The 16,340-nt window shown below is 67.8% G+C and carries 20 protein-coding genes; 14 read left to right on the forward strand and 6 right to left on the reverse strand.

Going from position 1 to position 16,340, the window contains the following annotated elements; translation table 11 throughout:
- Positions 1 to 41 precede the first annotated feature (41 nt).
- From GGR33_RS08160 to lpxB, 10 genes are all read left to right on the forward strand, one after another.
- Complete coding sequence (locus GGR33_RS08160; protein ID WP_183503851.1) at positions 42 to 830, forward strand: VOC family protein; 789 nt, start codon at positions 42 to 44, stop codon at positions 828 to 830.
- A 74-nt stretch (positions 831 to 904) separates the two neighbouring features.
- Entirely contained in the window at positions 905 to 1,519 is a 615-nt protein-coding gene (locus GGR33_RS08165; RefSeq protein WP_183503853.1) for an anthranilate synthase component II, read from the forward strand.
- 84 nt (positions 1,520 to 1,603) lie between these two features.
- Positions 1,604 to 2,617 (forward strand): anthranilate phosphoribosyltransferase, encoded by a 1,014-nt coding sequence (trpD, locus tag GGR33_RS08170; RefSeq protein ID WP_183503855.1) that lies wholly within the window; start codon positions 1,604 to 1,606, stop codon positions 2,615 to 2,617.
- A 45-nt stretch (positions 2,618 to 2,662) separates the two neighbouring features.
- On the forward strand, positions 2,663 to 3,508 hold the full coding sequence (gene trpC, locus GGR33_RS08175) for an indole-3-glycerol phosphate synthase TrpC (RefSeq protein ID WP_183503857.1): 846 nt from the start codon (positions 2,663 to 2,665) through the stop codon (positions 3,506 to 3,508).
- A complete protein-coding gene (moaC, locus tag GGR33_RS08180) occupies positions 3,505 to 3,987 on the forward strand; it encodes a cyclic pyranopterin monophosphate synthase MoaC (RefSeq protein WP_183503859.1) in 483 nt (160 codons plus the stop codon). The genes trpC and moaC overlap by 4 nt, the downstream gene beginning before the upstream one ends.
- Positions 3,984 to 5,213, forward strand: a complete 1,230-nt coding sequence (locus GGR33_RS08185; RefSeq protein ID WP_183503861.1) for a molybdopterin molybdotransferase MoeA — start codon at positions 3,984 to 3,986, stop codon at positions 5,211 to 5,213. The genes moaC and GGR33_RS08185 overlap by 4 nt, the downstream gene beginning before the upstream one ends.
- Before the next feature lie 152 nt (positions 5,214 to 5,365).
- Positions 5,366 to 5,833 carry a 3-hydroxyacyl-ACP dehydratase FabZ gene (gene fabZ, locus GGR33_RS08190; RefSeq protein ID WP_183503863.1) on the forward strand — a complete coding sequence of 156 codons (468 nt, stop codon included), beginning with the start codon at positions 5,366 to 5,368 and terminating at the stop codon, positions 5,831 to 5,833.
- Positions 5,830 to 6,636: an acyl-ACP--UDP-N-acetylglucosamine O-acyltransferase gene (gene lpxA / locus GGR33_RS08195; protein WP_183503865.1), complete on the forward strand. Its 807-nt coding sequence runs from the start codon at positions 5,830 to 5,832 to the stop codon at positions 6,634 to 6,636. Before fabZ ends, lpxA begins: the two co-directional genes overlap by 4 nt.
- A 10-nt stretch (positions 6,637 to 6,646) precedes the next feature.
- Positions 6,647 to 7,501 carry an LpxI family protein gene (locus tag GGR33_RS08200; RefSeq protein ID WP_183503867.1) on the forward strand — a complete coding sequence of 285 codons (855 nt, stop codon included), beginning with the start codon at positions 6,647 to 6,649 and terminating at the stop codon, positions 7,499 to 7,501.
- The gene (gene lpxB / locus GGR33_RS08205) at positions 7,498 to 8,658 is read left to right on the forward strand and encodes a lipid-A-disaccharide synthase (protein WP_183504984.1); all 1,161 of its coding nucleotides are present in this window, start codon (positions 7,498 to 7,500) and stop codon (positions 8,656 to 8,658) included. The genes GGR33_RS08200 and lpxB overlap by 4 nt, the downstream gene beginning before the upstream one ends.
- Positions 8,659 to 8,770: 112 nt before the next feature.
- On the opposite strand, the gene GGR33_RS08210 is transcribed toward lpxB, so the two are convergent.
- Positions 8,771 to 8,932 carry a DUF2256 domain-containing protein gene (locus GGR33_RS08210; protein WP_183503869.1) on the reverse strand — a complete coding sequence of 54 codons (162 nt, stop codon included), beginning with the start codon at positions 8,930 to 8,932 and terminating at the stop codon, positions 8,771 to 8,773.
- A 3-nt stretch (positions 8,933 to 8,935) separates the two neighbouring features.
- Positions 8,936 to 9,802 carry a formyltransferase family protein gene (locus tag GGR33_RS08215; protein WP_183503871.1) on the reverse strand — a complete coding sequence of 289 codons (867 nt, stop codon included), beginning with the start codon at positions 9,800 to 9,802 and terminating at the stop codon, positions 8,936 to 8,938.
- Positions 9,803 to 9,970: 168 nt separating this feature from the next.
- Between GGR33_RS08215 and GGR33_RS08220 the strand changes: the two genes are divergently transcribed.
- Positions 9,971 to 11,620 carry a cryptochrome/photolyase family protein gene (locus GGR33_RS08220; protein WP_183503873.1) on the forward strand — a complete coding sequence of 550 codons (1,650 nt, stop codon included), beginning with the start codon at positions 9,971 to 9,973 and terminating at the stop codon, positions 11,618 to 11,620.
- Here GGR33_RS08220 and bcsS read toward each other — a convergent pair.
- Positions 11,529 to 12,203: a cellulose biosynthesis protein BcsS gene (bcsS, locus tag GGR33_RS08225; RefSeq protein ID WP_246412920.1), complete on the reverse strand. Its 675-nt coding sequence runs from the start codon at positions 12,201 to 12,203 to the stop codon at positions 11,529 to 11,531. The two genes, GGR33_RS08220 and bcsS, sit on opposite strands and share 92 nt — an antisense overlap.
- Positions 12,204 to 12,555: 352 nt before the next feature.
- Between bcsS and GGR33_RS08230 the strand changes: the two genes are divergently transcribed.
- Together GGR33_RS08230 and GGR33_RS08235 are read left to right on the forward strand one after the other, a co-directional pair.
- Positions 12,556 to 13,197 (forward strand): exopolysaccharide biosynthesis protein, encoded by a 642-nt coding sequence (locus GGR33_RS08230; RefSeq protein WP_210301918.1) that lies wholly within the window; start codon positions 12,556 to 12,558, stop codon positions 13,195 to 13,197.
- Between the two features lie 16 nt (positions 13,198 to 13,213).
- Positions 13,214 to 13,585, forward strand: coding sequence for a tRNA-binding protein (locus GGR33_RS08235; RefSeq protein ID WP_183503875.1), 372 nt, complete (start codon positions 13,214 to 13,216; stop codon positions 13,583 to 13,585).
- A 2-nt stretch (positions 13,586 to 13,587) separates the two neighbouring features.
- On the opposite strand, the gene GGR33_RS08240 is transcribed toward GGR33_RS08235, so the two are convergent.
- Genes GGR33_RS08240 through GGR33_RS26230 form a run of 3 tightly spaced genes read right to left on the reverse strand, consistent with a single transcriptional unit; the run spans position 13,588 to position 15,430 of the window.
- Positions 13,588 to 14,418, reverse strand: coding sequence for a metal ABC transporter permease (locus tag GGR33_RS08240; RefSeq protein ID WP_183504990.1), 831 nt, complete (start codon positions 14,416 to 14,418; stop codon positions 13,588 to 13,590).
- Between the two features lie 47 nt (positions 14,419 to 14,465).
- The gene (locus GGR33_RS08245; RefSeq protein ID WP_284210674.1) at positions 14,466 to 15,305 is read right to left on the reverse strand and encodes a metal ABC transporter ATP-binding protein; all 840 of its coding nucleotides are present in this window, start codon (positions 15,303 to 15,305) and stop codon (positions 14,466 to 14,468) included.
- The gene (locus tag GGR33_RS26230) at positions 15,302 to 15,430 is read right to left on the reverse strand and encodes a hypothetical protein (protein ID WP_281381139.1); all 129 of its coding nucleotides are present in this window, start codon (positions 15,428 to 15,430) and stop codon (positions 15,302 to 15,304) included. The genes GGR33_RS08245 and GGR33_RS26230 overlap by 4 nt, the downstream gene beginning before the upstream one ends.
- 186 nt (positions 15,431 to 15,616) lie before the next feature.
- Here GGR33_RS26230 and GGR33_RS08250 point away from each other — a divergent pair, with 186 nt between their 5' ends.
- Positions 15,617 to 16,111: a Fur family transcriptional regulator gene (locus GGR33_RS08250; RefSeq protein ID WP_183503877.1), complete on the forward strand. Its 495-nt coding sequence runs from the start codon at positions 15,617 to 15,619 to the stop codon at positions 16,109 to 16,111.
- Positions 16,112 to 16,340 lie beyond the last annotated feature (229 nt).

Genomic DNA, 16,340 nt, shown 5'->3' on the forward strand with positions numbered 1-16,340 from the left:
AGACTGCGGCGAGTCGCTCCACGACCGCATCGGAGGCCCGTATGTCCACCACCGAAGGCAGCTTCGTCTGGTACGAGCTGATGACCACCGATCCGAAGGCTGCGGAGACCTTTTACGGAAAGGTCGTCGGCTGGAACCTCGTCGATTCCGGCTATTCCGAGATGCGTTACACCCTCGCCCTTGTCGGCGAGCATCGGGTCGCGGGCATCATGGAGATCCCCGACGAGGTTCGGCAGCATGGCGGCAGGCCGGGCTGGATCGGCTATGTCGCGGTCGCCGATGTCGATGCAAAGGCCGAAGCCGTGATGCGGGCCGGCGGCACCATCCACAGGCCGCCTGCGGACATCCCCGCCATCGGCCGGTTCGCGGTGGTGGCCGATCCTCAGGGTGCCAATTTCGTGCTGTTCCGCGGCGACGGCACGCCGCCGGCAGCACCGGTGCCGGGCACGCCCGGCCATTTCGGCTGGCATGAGCTCTACGCCCATGACTGGCCATCGTCGCTCGCCTTCTACGAAACACTGTTCGGTTGGCGGAAGGGCGAGGCCATCGATATCGGCCCGATGGGCACCTACCAACTCTTCCACGCGCAGAACGCCCCGCTCGACGGCATGGCCACCGGCGGCATGATGAACCTGCCCGGACCTCCGGCGCCGAGCTGGCTCTACTACGTCAACGTCGAGGAGATCGACGCGGCCACCGAGCGTCTCCGTCAGGCCGGTGGCGCCGTCATGAACGGACCAATGGAGGTGCCGGGAGGGATGTGGGTGGTCCAGGCGTCTGACCCGCAGGGTGCGCAGTTCGCGATCGTGGGCCGTCGCGACGGGACGTGACGTCGGGCTGCCGATTGACGTGGCCGGGTCGAGCAGCGAAACGCTGAGGTATGAGCTCAGGCCGATCGCCCGCGATGTCCAACGTCCTCGTCATCGACAACTACGATTCCTTCACCTGGAATCTCGTGCACCTGATCGGCCCGCTCTGCGGCGGCATCGACGTGGTGCGCAACGACGAGATCGGCATCGACGGCATTCGCGAGCGGGCGCCGGATGCGATCGTGCTGTCGCCGGGTCCCTGCACGCCGAACGAGGCCGGGATTTGCCTCGACGTGGTGCGCGAGCTCGGCGGCGAGATCCCGATCTTCGGCGTCTGCCTCGGGCTGCAATCGATCGGCCAGGCCTACGGCGGCGACGTGGTGCGCGCGCCGGCGCCGATGCACGGCAAGGTCTCGACCATCTCGCATCGCGCCGAGGGCATTTTTCGCGGTCTGAACGATGCCTTCCAGGCGACCCGCTACCACTCGCTGGTCGTCGAACGCGCGACGTTTCCGGGTGCCTTGAAGATCACGGCGGAGGCGGATGGGCTCGTGATGGGAATGCAGCACGCGACGCTTCCGGTGCACGGCGTGCAGTTCCACCCGGAGAGCATTCTCTCGCATCACGGCGCGCGGATCGTGAGCAACTTCCTCGACATCGCCGCCGCCTGGCGGGCCGAGCGTGACAAGGCGCGCGGTGGCGTGCATTGAAGCCAAGTCACCGTCATTGCTTCACTTCGCTCGCAATGACGGTGAGAGACGCCGCCGTTCGGACCACCTGAACCCTCATCCACGATGGACTCCTTCAAGCCCTACCTCGCGACGATCGCCGCCGGCAGCGCGCTGACGCGCGAGCAGGCCCGCGCCGCCTTCGACGACCTGCTGTCGGGAGAGGTGACGCCGGTCCAGGCTGGCGCATTTCTCTCGGCGCTGCGGGTCAAGGGCGAGGCCGTGGACGAGATCGTCGGCGCGGTCGAGGCCATGCGCGCACGCATGATCGCCATCACGGCCCCTGCGGATGCCATCGACATAGTCGGCACCGGTGGCGACCATTCGGGCAGCTACAACGTCTCGACCCTGGCCGCGATCGTCACCGCCGCCTGCGGCCTGCCGGTGGCCAAGCACGGCAACCGGGCTGCGACCTCACGCTCGGGTGCCGCGGACGTGCTCGCGGCGCTGGGCGTGAAGCTCGAACTGCCGCCGGCTGGCCTCACGCGCTGCCTCGACGAGGCGGGCCTATGCTTCCTGTTCGCGCAGACCCACCACGCCGCCATGCGCCACGTCGCGGCGGTGCGGAAGGAGCTGCCGTTCCGAACGATCTTCAACATGCTCGGGCCGCTTTCGAACCCGGCCGGCGTCACGGCGCAGGTGTTCGGCGTATCGATGCCGTCCTGGGCCGAGCCGTTGACGCAGGTGCTCGCCGAACTCGGCTCCCGGCGGGTCTGGACCGTGCACGGCTCGGACGGGCTCGACGAGATCACCGTCACCGGCCCGACCCATGTGGTCTCGCTGGAAAACGGCCGCATCTCGTCTTTCAGCATCGACCCGCGCGAATGCGGCCTCGTGCTCTCGACGCTCGAGGACCTGCGCGGCGGTGACCCCGATCACAACGCCCGGGCCCTGGTCCAGGTGCTGGAAGGCGCGCGCAACGCCTATCGCGACATCGCGGTGATCAACGCGGCCGCCGGATTGCTGGTCGCCGACCGCGCCGACACCCTGGCCGACGGCGTCGCGCGGGCCCAGAACGCCATCGACACGGGCGCGGCCCTGGCGACCCTGCAGCGCCTCGTCGCGGTGTCGAACGCGTGATAGACGGCTGGCCGCGCAAAGGCGGCTGGTGTTGAGGACAAGCCGATGGACGACATCGTGGCCGAGGTGACGACGGGGGCGTCCGGCGAGCGGGCCTCCGTGCTCGCCCGCATCGAGGCCTACAAGCGCCGCGAGATCGCCGAGGCGAAGCTCCGGATGCCGCTGGCCAAGCTCGAGAAGCAGGTCGCCAAGGCCGATCCGCCGCGCGGCTTCGCGGATGCGATCGCGGCTCACATCGCGGAAGGCCGTCCCGCCCTCATTGCCGAAATCAAGAAGGCCTCGCCCTCGAAGGGCCTGATCCGCGCTGATTTCGACCCGGCGACGCTGGCCAAGGCCTATGAGAAGGGCGGAGCGACTTGCCTCTCGGTGCTCACCGACACACCGTCCTTCCAGGGCGCGCCGGAATACCTGATGGAAGCCCGCGCGGCCTGCCGGCTGCCGGTGATCCGCAAGGATTTTCTGTTCGAGCCCTACCAGGTCTTCGAGGCGCGTGCCTGGGGTGCCGATTGCATCCTGGTCATCATGGCCTCGCTCGACGACGAGGCGGCGCGCGCGCTGACCGACACAGCGCATGATCTCGGCATGGACGTGCTCGTCGAGGTGCACGATGCCGAGGAACTGGAGCGCGCGCTTCCCCTCGGTAGCCGCCTCGTCGGCGTCAACAACCGCAACCTCAAGACCTTCGAGGTCTCCTTCGAAACGGCGATCCGCCTGAAACCCGGCATTCCCGAGGACCGCATCGCCGTCGCCGAGAGCGGCATCGGCAGTCATGCCGAGGTCGAGCGGCTGCGCGCGGCCGGCCTTCACGCGATCCTCGTCGGCGAGAGCCTGATGCGGCAGGCCGACGTCACCGCCGCGACGCGGGCACTCCTGTTCGGCGAGCACGCATGAGCGCGCTGACCCATCTCGACGCGGCCGGCGCCGCGAACATGGTCGACGTCTCCGACAAGGCCGTTACCTCGCGCACGGCCCGTGCCGAGGGTGTCGTGGTGATGCTGCCGGAGACCCTGCGGCTGATCCGAGAGGGAGACGCGAAGAAGGGTGACGTCATCGGCACGGCGCGGCTCGCCGGCATCATGGCGGCCAAGCGCACGCACGAACTGATCCCGCTCTGCCACCCGCTGCTGCTCACCAAGGTCAAGGTCGATTGCGAACCGGATGACGCTCTGCCCGGCCTGCGCGTCACGGCCGAGGTGCGCGTCACCGGCCAGACCGGCGTCGAGATGGAGGCGCTGACCGCCGTCTCCCTCGCCTGCCTGACGATCTACGACATGGTGAAGGCGGCCGATCGCGGCATGCGGATCGAGGGCATACGGTTGCTCGAGAAGGACGGCGGCAAGTCCGGCGCGTGGCGGAGCGAGACCCGATGAGCGGCATGATCGCGGTCGCCGAGGCGCTGGCGCGGATCCTGGCGAGCGTGCCAGGGCCGGTTGAGGCGGAGAGCGTGGCGCTCGCCGAGGCCCATGGCCGGACGCTCGCCGAGCCTGTCGTCGCCCGTCGCACGCAGCCTCCGTTTCCGGCTTCCGCCATGGACGGCTACGCCGTGCGCTCGGCGGACCTCGCCGGCATCCCGGCAACGCTCCGCCTGGTCGGTACCAGCGCTGCCGGACACGGCTTTGCCGGCGCGATCGAAGCCAGCGAAACGGTCCGCATCTTCACCGGAGCCCCCGTGCCACAGGGCGCGGACGCGATCCTGATCCAGGAAGACGCCGACGCCGACGGACAAACGATCACGGCGCGCGAGGGCGTCTCGCCGCAAAAGTTCATCCGTCCAGCCGGCCTCGATTTCCGCGAGGGCGACGTCCTGATGCAGCCGGGCGAAACGCTCGATGCGCGCCGCCTCGCGCTTGCGGCGTCGGCCGGTCACGCCAGGCTCGGCGTCCGCCGCCGTCCCCGGGTCGCGATCCTCGCCACGGGCGACGAGCTGGTGCAGCCGGGCGAAGCCGCCGCCTGGGACCAGATCGTCGCCTCGAACAGCCTTGCTGTCGCGGCCATCGCCCGCGAGGCTGGAGCCGACCCGATCGATCTCGGAATCGCCCCGGACGACCTCGGTGCGCTCACGCGGGCCATCAGCCGCGCACGAGACGCCAATGCCGACCTGCTCATCACCTTGGGCGGAGCCTCGGTCGGTGACCACGATCTCGTCCAGCAGGCGCTCTCGGAGGAGGGCATGGATCTCGGCTTCTGGCGGGTCGCCCTGCGTCCCGGCAAGCCGCTGATGCACGGCCGGCTCGGCTCGATGCTGGCGATCGGCCTGCCGGGCAACCCGGTCTCGTCGATCGTCTGCGGCCAGCTCTTCGTCGTGCCGGCGATCCGGGCGCTGCTCGGCGATCCCCATGCCGGCGCCGACCGCAGCGAGCCGGCCATCCTCGGCCGCGACATGCCTGAGAACGACAAGCGCCAGGACTACATGCGCGCCCGGCTCGACACCGCCCCCGATCGCCTCCCCACCGCGACGGCGGAGACGCGCCAAGATTCCTCGATGCTCGCCGTGCTGGGTCGTTCGGAAGCCCTGCTGATCCGTGAGACCCATGCTCCAGCGGCACGCGCCGGCGAGCCGTGCCGCATCATCCGGCTCGATCGCCGGATCGTCTGAGGAAGCGCCTCATCCGCGATCCGCGCCGCATGACAGGCCCGAAGGTCTTGCATCTGCCGGATTTTCTTCCGAAGAGGACGCTCTCCTGAAACGACAGGCGAGATGGGCGACGTGAGGGCGCCCGCGGGCGCATGAGGTAGGGTGACGTGTCGATGACCGAGGGGACGCCAAAGGAACTCGGCTCAGCCGACATCCAGAAGGTGATGGAGTATCTGCCGCACCGCTACCCATTCCTGATGATCGACCGCATCATCGAGATCGACGGCGACGACAGCTGTATCGGCATCAAGAACGTTACGGCCAATGAGCCGCAATTCACCGGCCACTTCCCCAAGCAGCCGATCTTCCCCGGCGTGCTGCTGATCGAGGCCATGGCCCAGACGGCTGGCGCGATCTGCTGCCGGCACATCGCGACGCCGGACGCCTCGTCGAGGCAGGTCTTCTTCATGACCATCGACAAGTGCAAATTCCGCAAGCCCGTGGTGCCCGGCGACCAGGTGCGCTTTCACATGAAGAAGACGAACCGCAAGCGGACGATGTGGTGGTTCCGCGGCGAGGCCCGCGTCGATGGCGTGCTCGTCGCCGAGGCCGAGATCGGCGCCATGCTGGTGGTGGAATGAGCGCGATCATCCATCCCAGTGCCGTCGTCGAGGACGGGGCGCAGATCGGCGACGGGGTCAAGATCGGCCCGTTCTGCCATGTCGGGCCGCAGGTGATCCTCGGCGAGGGCTGCGAGCTCGTGAGCCACGTCGTGGTCGCCGGCATGACCAACATCGGCCCGCGCACGCGGATCTATCCCTTCGCCTCGCTCGGCCATCCGCCGCAGGATCTCAAGTATCGCGGCGAGGCCTCGACGCTCTCCATCGGCTCGGATTGCATGATCCGCGAGGGTGTCACCATGAATCCGGGGACCGCGGGCGGCGGCCTCAAGACCACGGTCGGCAATGGCTGCGCCTTCCTCGCCAACAGCCATGTCGGGCACGATTGCGAGGTCGGCGACCACGTCGTGTTCTCCAACAACGTCATGCTCGCCGGCCATTGCACCGTGGGCAACTATGCGATCCTCGGCGGCGGCGCTGCTGTGATCCAGTTCGCCCGCGTCGGCGCCCACGGCTTCGTCGGCGGCCTCTCGGGGCTCGAGAACGATTGCATTCCCTACGGCATGGTGCTCGGCAACCGTGCCTATCTCTCGGGGCTGAACATCATCGGCCTGCAGCGCCGCGGTTTTTCGCGCGAGGACATCCATGCGCTGCGGCGCGCCTACCGGCTGCTCTTCGCCCCCGAAGGCACGCTGATGGAGCGGGTCGAGGACGTGGCGGCGGAATTCGATGCGCATAAGGGCGTCCAGGAGATCCTCGCCTTCATCCGCGAGGGTGGCAAACGCTCGGTCTGCACGCCGCGCGGCACCCCGGCGGCAGGCTGAGGCGTCGCCGATGAACGCGAGCGTCGAAGCGGGGACGCTCGCCTTGGTGGCCGGAGCCGGCCGCCTCCCGGAACTCGTCGCGGGATCGCTGGAGCGGGCCGGGCGCCCGTTTCGGGTGCTCGCGGTGCGCGGCTTCACCGAGCGGTCGATGCGCGCGCGGGCCTCGGCCACGGTCGACCTGCTCGACATCCCCGGGACGCTGCGCATCCTCAAGGAATGGGCGCCCTGCGGCGTGGTGCCGGCCGGCGGCGTCGCGCGTCCGAGCCCGGCCGCGCTGCTCAACGCGGCGCATGCCATGCGCAACCGCGACATCCTCCGGCACATGGCGGGCGGCGACGACCGGCTGCTCCGCGCCGTCATCGGCCTGCTGGAGGACGAGGGCCACCGCGTCGTCGGCGTGCACGAGGTCGCGCCCGATCTCCTCGGACGACCCGGCCAGATCGGCCGTCATGCGCCGAGCGCAGCGGCTCAGGTCTCGATCGGCACCGGGCAGCGCATGCTGAACGCGCTGGCGCCCTACGATGTCGGCCAAGCGGCCGTGGTCGCGGCGCAGCGCGTACTCGCGGTGGAAGGGCCGGAGGGCACCGATCGCATGCTCGCCCGCGCTCGTGCGATCGGCCGGAAGCCGTTCGGCTACGGGGCCGCTCCGGAGGGCACCGTTCTCGTGAAGCTGCCGAAGCGCGGCCAGGATCTGCGCATCGATCTGCCGGCCATCGGCCCGCGCACCATCCGCAACGCCGCGGCGGCGGGATGCGTCGGCGTCGCGCTCGGGGCCGGTCATACCCTGATCATCGACGAGGCGAAGACCGCCGCTGAGGCCGATCGCCTCGGGCTGTTTCTCATCGGCTTGGACGTGGCATCCTGATGCACCGGAAGCTCTGGCTCGTGGCGGGCGAGGATTCTGGCGACCAGCTCGGGGCCAAGCTGATGCGCGCGCTGCGCGATCTTTCGCCCGAGCCTCTCGACCTGCATGGGGTCGGCGGCGAGGCGATGATCGCCGAGGGGCTGACCTCGCTCTTCCCGATCGATGACGTCGCGGTGATGGGCTACCTGCCGGTGCTCTACCGGCTGCGCACGCTGATCCGGCGCATCCATCAGACTGTCGATGCCATCGTGGCGAGCCGGCCCGACGCGCTCGTCATCATCGACAGCCCCGGCTTCACCCATGCCGTCGCCTCGCGGGTGCGCAAGCGGCTGCCCGACCTGCCGATCGTGAACTACGTCTCGCCGAGCGTCTGGGCCTGGCGCCCGTGGCGCGCGAAAGGGATGCGGCCCTATATCGATCACATCCTGGCACTGCTGCCGTTCGAGCCCGACGCGCATCGGCGTCTCGGTGGGCCGCCTTGCAGCTATGTCGGTCACCCGTTGATCGAGCGGCTCGACGCCCTTCGCCCCGATGAATCCGAGCGCGCGGCCCGTGAATCGCAGCCCCCGCTGATCGTGGTGCTGCCGGGCTCGCGCCGCTCCGAGATCGAGCGGCTGATGCCGGTCTTCGGGCGAGCTCTCGCGCTGCTCGTGGAGAGAGTTGGGGCGATCGAGGTCGAGCTGCCCGCTGTGAGCCGGCACCGAGCCCTGATCGAGCGGTTGACTTTGGCGTGGGACGTCCCGGTCCGTCTCGTCCATGGCGAGGCAGCCAAGCACGGCACCTTCCGGAGGGCGCGGGCGGCGCTCGCGGCGTCGGGCACCGTGACGCTGGAGCTGGCCCTTTCGGGCATCCCGATGGTCGTAGGCTACAAGGTTTCGCGGATCGAGGAGGTGATAGCCCGGCGGTTGATCCAGGTGCCGACCATCGTGCTGCCGAACCTCATCCTGGCCGAGAACGCCATGCCCGAATACGTCCAGGCCGATTGCACGCCGAAGCAACTCGCCGACACGTTGGCGCCTCTCGTGACCGGCGGTCCGGAACGCATCAGGCAGCTCGACGCCCTGGCCCGGATCGATCAGCGCATGAGCCTGCCGGGCGGCGACGAGCCGAGCCGGGCGGCTGCGCGGATCGTGCTCGGAGCAAGCCGGGCCGTTTGATCCAGAGTCCAATTTTGTCCTCTTCCCGATCTGCTCGCGTCGACGGCCCTCGACGGAGCGGTCCAGGGTGCGCGCTTGCTTCCGGCTTCCGACGAGGCCTCTGCTTGCAGTCTCAGCTCTCCGTCTTCGATCGTCGCGCGTCGTCGCGGCACCGGTCCGAGCAGTAGCGAACCTCCTCCCAGACCCGTTCCCACTTCTTGCGCCAAGCAAACGGCCGCCCGCATTGCGCGCAAATCTTCTGCGGCAGATCGGCCTTCCGGCGCATCCGCGGCATGGCTCAGCGACCGATCTGTCCCGCTTCGGCCAGCGGAACCGGGCTCCATCGCGTAAGCTGCACATAGCCGCCACGCGCGGCGATGATCACTTGGCGCCGGTAGCGATGGACGACGGCACCGGGCACGTGGTCATGGGCTTCATGCCACCCGTCTGCCGCGACGACGAAGACACGGCCCTCGCCGAGCCGGGCGATGGTCTCGACCGCTCCAAAAGCCCGCACCTTCCGCAGAATGACGTCGACGTCTTGCCGAAAGTCGAGAGTTCGGTCCGCATCCGTCACGCGCGGCCAGTACGATCCGTCGCCCTGCGGCTCGGCACTGCGCCAGCGATGGGCGATCTCGCGACCGACCGGCCCGCTCGCGAGTCGGTGCGAGGCCATCCGGCACTTGCTGAGCAGGGTCTCATGGGTTTCCAGAGGATCGACCGTGAAGATGTCCTGCGCGAGGATGTCGCCGGTATCGAAACCGTCCTCGGCGAGCACGTGCGCTGTGACGCCCCATGTCTCGTAGGAATCGAGGATCGCCTTGAACAGCGGGTATGGCCCGCGCCCGGTCGGTAGCGGGGAGGGGTGAAAGTTGATCGCGTGGCGTACCCGGCCCTGCCAGCCCGTCACGCGCCACGGATAGCCCGCCACGACGAGCGACCAGTCGCGGCCATGGGCTTGATGGAGGGCGACGATGTCGTCGGGTCGGATGCGCGAGAGTTGGATCGGGAGGCGGGCTTGGCGGGCACGCGCGACCACGACATCGTTGAAGTCGTAGACGCCGTCGCAGGGCCGCGTGAACAGCTTGATCGGCTGCCAGCCCGCTTCGATCAGCCCGTCGAAAACGCTGCCGAGGAAGTCGATTCCGGCGAAGGCGAACTTCATCCTCGTCCCTGTCGTGCGGGCTGCGACCTTGCGCGCTTGGATCGTGCCGGGTGGCCGGTTCCAGCGCGCGTACCGTCGCCTTAGCTAGTGGGAGCGGGTGCGTCTTGGAATATCCCGCGGACTTCTCGAGATCGAACGCTCGCTGACAGACCCAAACTAAGGGGCGCCATGAAAACGCTGCGCTTCGTGCTGGGCGATCAACTCTACCGCCGCGTTGCTTCGCTGTCCGACCTCGATCCCGAGCACGACGTCGTGCTGATGGTCGAGGTCCGCGAGGAGGCGACCTATGTCCGCCACCACAAGCAGAAGATCGCGTTCCTGTTCTCGGCGATGCGCCACTTCGCGGCCGAGCTCCTGCAGGAGGGCATCGCGGTCGATTACGTGCGTCTCGACGATCGCGGCAATTCCGGCTCGTTCACCGGCGAACTAAAGCGGGCGATCGCCAGGCATGGGCCGCACCGGATCGTCATGACCGAGCCGGGCGAGTGGCGCGTCTGGCAGATGATGCAGGATTGGCGCGAGGACATCTCGCCCTCCGTCGAGATCCGCGAAGACAACCGCTTCCTGTGCTCGCGCGCCGAGTTCGAGGCCTGGGCGGGCGACCGCTCATCGCTGCTGATGGAGGCCTTCTACCGTCAGATGCGCCGCCGAACCGGCTGGTTGATGGATGGCGATGAGCCGACAGGCGGCCAGTGGAACTACGATCCGGAAAACCGGAAGCGCCTTCCCAAGACCATCTCACCGCCCGATCGTGTCGTCTTTCCTCCCGATGCCGTGACGCGCGAATGCATCGCGCTGGTTGCGAAGGAATTCGGCGACCATTTCGGATCCCTCGACGGCTTCGCGTGGCCGGTCACTCGACGAGACGCGCTGAAGGCCCTGGGCCGATTTCTCAAGGACGGCCTGCCGACGTTCGGCGACTATCAGGACGCCATGCACCAGGGTGCGCCCTTCCTCTATCACTCGCTGATCTCACCCATGCTCAATGCCGGCCTGCTGACGCCAGAGGAGGTCTGCGAGGCGGCCGAGCGGGCTTTTCGCGATGGGAAGGCCCCGTTGAACTGCGTCGAGGGCTTTGTCCGGCAGATCCTCGGCTGGCGGGAATATGTCCGCGGCCTCTACTGGGCACGGATGCCGGACTATGCCGAGACGAATGCACTCGATGCGCACCGCGACCTGCCCTGGTTCTACTGGTCGGCCGAGACGGAGATGAACTGCCTGCACCAGTGCATCTCGGAGACGCGCGACCACGCCTATGCCCACCACATCCAGCGTCTGATGGTACTCGGTAACTTCGCGCTGCTCGCCGGGATCGAGCCGCGACAGGTCGAGGAGTGGTACCTGATCGTCTACGCCGACGCTTTCGACTGGGTGGAGCTGCCCAACGTTCACGGCATGGTGCTGTGGGCCGATGGCGGTGTGTTGGGCTCGAAGCCCTACGCAGCTTCGGGCGCCTATATCGACCGAATGTCGGACTACTGCGGGAACTGCGCCTTCGACGTGAAGCGTAAGGCTGGTGAGGAGGCCTGTCCGTTCAACTACCTTTATTGGGACTTCCTGATCCGCAACGCGGAAAGGCTCAAGGGCAATCCGCGCCTGACCATGCCCTACCGTACGCTCGGCCGCATGGGCAACGAGCGGCGGGCCGAGATTCGCGCCGATGCAGAGCGCTTCCTCGGTTCACTGGACCCGAGACGGCTGGAGGACACCCAAGCCGCGACACCGGTCAGAGTGACACCCAGCTCGCGACCGACATGTAAGGGCCGAAACGCTTCGTCGCGCTCTCATACGAGCAGCCGCCGGAGAGCCGAAAATTGAAATCGCCGAAGCTGAAATCCGTCGCATGGAGGCCGGCGCTCCATTTGCCGTAGCCGGTGCGGTCTGCATAGGCGGCGGCCTCCGGCCCTAGATACGCACCGAACAGGCGATACCCGGCTGAGATCCGCGCATAGGCGTCCCACCTCGCCGATCCGAGAACGACGGTCGCCGTTGCCAGCGTCTCCTCACTCGGCCGCGCCCAAATCTCCGCCTGCATCCGCGCTCCGATCCGGGTCTCGACCGGCCCGAACCCGGCAACGCCCATCACGCTTTCGAATGACCCTTCCGGCCCTACGAAGAGCCCGATCACACCCCAATCGAAGAAGAACTGATAGCCGCCGAGAAGGGCCGTGAGGCTCGTCGTGCGCACGAAGGTCGGGATGAAGCTTCGTGTCGGAGTTGTCCCGCGTTCGAGCCGAGCTCCCGCGCCGATAACACCAAGTACTGCGAAGCCCTCTCGGTCTACGCGATCTGGCGCGGCCTTGAAACCAGAGCTGATAAACGTCGAAGGTCCGGCATCCATGCTTCCAAAAAGGATAACATTGACCGGTGAATTTTGCGCAAGAGCCGAAATCGGAAACAAATAACACAGAAATGCAGGAGCGCTGGCGCAGAACTGGCGCTTTCGACGTCTGCGTTGCTGTCGATCTTGGCACAAAACAGAGAACCTCCGCGATAATGATAGATTCGCGCGGCTTCAAAGACAGATATTGACTGTCATCCAGGTGTGAACATCGACGGCGAGGTGCCGACTGCTGCAAATTTGACACGAGCCTCCAATTTAATCTCAGGTTTATGATGTGCCTTACGTGCCAACCTAAGCGCTGCTCGTGTTCGCTCGTTCCATCAACGCAGCAGGTGTGAAGGCTCACTTGGCTGAATCGAGCCGGTAGGCTAGAGCCGCGCGGAAACGCAAAGCTCAGGGCCGAGCCCTCTTGTCCTCCGGTGCACGAACCTCCGACGTCCTCACGGTGCTCGCGCGCCAGGAGGGAGAGCGGCTTTCCGTCGGTGACATCGTCGCCGTTCTGAAAGACCGTGCCTTCGCGCTGCTTGTCGTGCTGCTCGGCCTGCCGAACTGCCTGCCGATGCCGCCGCCGATCCCGCTGGTCTGTGGACTCCTGTTGCTGCTCGTCGCGGTGCAGATCACGGCCGGCATGTCTTCGCCCTGGCTGCCCCGCAAGATCCTGGGCGCGTCCATCGCGAAAGAGACCGTCCAGAAGGCGGTGACGCGCGCCGTTCCGCTGCTGCAGCGGCTCGAGCGCTGGTCGAAACCGCGCATGAGCCTGTTCGAGACCGCGATCGGCATGCGCGGCATGGGCGTGCTGCTCCTCGCCCTCTCGTTGGCGTTGATCGTGGCGCCGCCGTTCTTCGGGCAGATCCCGCTCGGGCTCGCGATCTCGCTGGTTGGATTGGGCCTCGTGGAACGGGACGGGATCGTGGTGCTCGCGGGCCTCGTCTTCGGCGGCCTCGGCGTCGGTATCTCGATCGGCTTCGTTTACACGCTCTTCGCGAGCATCATGAGTGCGCTGGCCTGGGCGTCGAGCTACATTCCCGGTCTCGCTCACCTGATGAGCTGACCCGAGGCCTTTCGCGGTGCATCTTAACCACCTACCGAGCGAACCAGCGGCGGCGACGATCGATTTCGGCGCCTTCCTCGCGGTCGATATCCGCATCGGCACGGTGGTCGAGGCGCAGGCTTTTCCGGAGGCGCGCAAGCCCGCGCTGAAGCTCACCATTGATTTCGGCCCGTCAATCGGGCGCAAGCGCTCCAGCGCGCAGATCACCGAGCATTATTCGCTGGACGACCTCGTGGGACGCCAAGTGGCGGCAGTCGTGAACTTTCCGCCACGGCAGATCGGCAAGTTCCTGTCAGAGGCGCTGACCGTCGGCTTCGCAGATGACAGCGGCGCCGTCGTATTATTTCGACCCGACCAGCCGGTGCCTGACGGCAGCCGCCTGTTCTGAGGTCAGGCCTCCAGATGGTGCCTGCGGATCAGGCGCCGAAGAAGGCCGCCGCGTGGGCCGATCAACATCGAGACGATGTACAGCGCCCCCGCCGAGAGCACGATGGCAGGGCCGGTGGGTAGCCGGATTTCGGCGTTGTAGGAAACGGTTAGCCCGATCGCGCTGGCGAGCACCGAGACCAGCATCGAGACCGGGATCAGGCCGGACAGGTCGCTGGCCCAGAACCGCGCCGTGATCGCGGGAAGCAGCATGAGGCCGACGGCGAGGAGCGTCCCGAGCGCCTGGAATCCGCCGACGAGGTTCATCACCACGAGGGCCAGGAAGGCATAGTGCACCGGCCCTCCCGATCGGCTGACGGTGCGGAGGTAGAGTGGGTCGACGCACTCCATGACCAGAGGGCGGTAGAGCAGCGCGAGGGCGAGGAGGGTCACCGTGGAGACGCCGCCGATCAGCCAGAGCGCCGGGTCGTCGAGGGCGAGCACGCTGCCGAACAGAATGTGCAGGAGGTCGACCTGCGAGCCCCTGAGAGACACGAGGAAAACGCCGCCGGCGAGCGCGATCAGATAGAAGGCGGCGAGGCTCGCATCCTCCTTCAGCGCGGTCTGACGGGTCACGAAACCGGCCATCAGCGCCACCGCGAGGCCGGCGACGAGACCACCTAACGTCATGGCCGGCAACGACAATCCGGCGACGAGGAAGCCGGCTGCGGCGCCGGGCAGGATGGCGTGGCTCATGGCCTCGCTCATCAGGCTCATCCGGCGCAGCATCAGGAACACGCCGAGCGGCGGCGCCGAGAGCGACAGGGCGAGGCAGCCCACCAGGGCGCGCCGCATGAAGCCGAATTCGTAGGGGCCGACGATCCCGGCCAGCAGGGCGTCGATCACTCGGCGGCCTCGCGGGGCGATCCGTGGCCGTGATGGTGGTCGTGGGCGCCATGCGCAGCGTGATCATGTTCCCGATGATGGTCCGGGCCATGATCGTGGGCCTCGTGGTCGTGCCGGCAGATCGCGGCGGTCTCGTCCCAGGCTTCCGAGAGTTGGCGGGCGCGTTCGAGGTTGTCGGGCGTCAGAACGGCCGAGGTCGGACCCCAGGCGATCGGCTCACGGGCGAGCAAGAGCGTCGTCGGGAAATGCGCCCGGACCTGCGCGAAATCGTGCAGCGCCGCGACCACCGTCCGGCCCTGTTCGTGCCAGCCGCTGATCAGCGCGATGAGGTCGCCGACGGTCCGGGCGTCAATCCCGGTAAACGGCTCGTCGAGCAGGATCACCCGCGCATCTTGGACGATCAGCCGGGCGAAGAGCGCACGCTGGAACTGGCCGCCCGAGAGGGTGCCGATCGGCCGTGCCTCGAAGCCGGACAGCCCGACGGCAGCGATGGCCGCTTCGCAGGCGGCGCGCCCGCGCCGGAGGCTGCGCCAGGCGCCGAGCCGCCGCCACAGGCCCATGGCGACGAGATCGAGCACCGAGAGCGGGAAGCTCCGGTCGATCTCGGTTGCCTGCGGAAGATAGGCGACGGCGCCTGCCGACGTGCCACGCTCGATACGCCCGTCGAGCACCGGGATCTCGCCGACGAGCCCCTTCAGCAGGGTCGACTTGCCGGCGCCATTCGGCCCGACCAGCGCGAGCATGTCGCCGGCCGCGATGCTGCCGTCGAGATGGTGGACGGCCGGATGCCGGTCGTATCCGAGCGTCAGGCAGTGGATGTGGATGGCGTCGCTCACGCGCTGGCCCACAGGATGGCCGCCCAGAGCAGGGCGCAGAGCCCGAGCGCTCCGGCGAGCCGCAGCCCGATCCCGGCCCGGAACAGGGAGCCGCCGGCGAGGGTGGTGTCGGGACGACGGGTCATGGGCATCCCGGTCAAGGGCCGTCCGAGCGAAGGGATGGGATGGCCGGCACGGCGGCCCGGATCGTCGTTGCTGGAAGACGGCCGAGCGCCTACTCTCCAACGCGGCTGATACGATATAACAGGGCTGGATTTCAATCGGCCGCCGGGCGGATGCCCGCGTTTCACGGCGGCGAAGGATCGCTGAGGATGCACGATCACGCTGCCGGTCATGCGCATGACCATGCCAGTCATGAGGACGTGCTGGGGCGCGCCGAGCGGCTCTGCCGCGAGCGCGACCTCCAGTTCACGCGTCTGCGCCGCGACGTGCTGGAGACGATCGCCGCGGAATCGAAGCCGATGGGCGCTTACGACATCGCGGAGCGTCTAAGTGGCGGGGGCAAGCGCGTTGCGGCAGTCTCCGTCTACCGGGCGCTCGATTTCCTCACCGAGCACGGCCTCGTCCACCGCATCGCCAGCCGCAACGCCTTCGTCTCCTGCGGCCACGATCACGGCGAGCGCGACGGCCTGCTCTTCCTGATCTGTCGCAGCTGCGGCGGCATCGACGAACTGACCTCGCCGGCCATCGAATCTCAGCTCGACCGCGCTGTCACGGAGGCCGGCTTCACGCCGACGAGCCGGATCATCGAAGTCGAGGGCGAATGCGGCGCCTGCCGCAAGCGCGACGGACACACGGCTCGGTGAGCGTCACTCGCCCTGCGGCGAGATAGTCGGCGGCTCCCGGTGCCGCCGCTCGCCGGATGTACCGCGACCGGAACGATACTCATCGGTGCCCGGGCTGAACTGCACTGCGCTTTCTCGTAGACGGATGAGTTGGGCGCTCCGTCGGGCCGGGCGATCTGCTCTGGCCGCGTCGAAGCGCCTCACTGCGTCGATGATCTCAGACAGTGTCTTGGCGCGAACGCGATCGCCC

The sequence above is a fragment of the Methylobacterium brachythecii genome (assembly GCF_014196345.1).
Classification (GTDB): Bacteria; Pseudomonadota; Alphaproteobacteria; order Rhizobiales; family Beijerinckiaceae; genus Methylobacterium; species Methylobacterium brachythecii.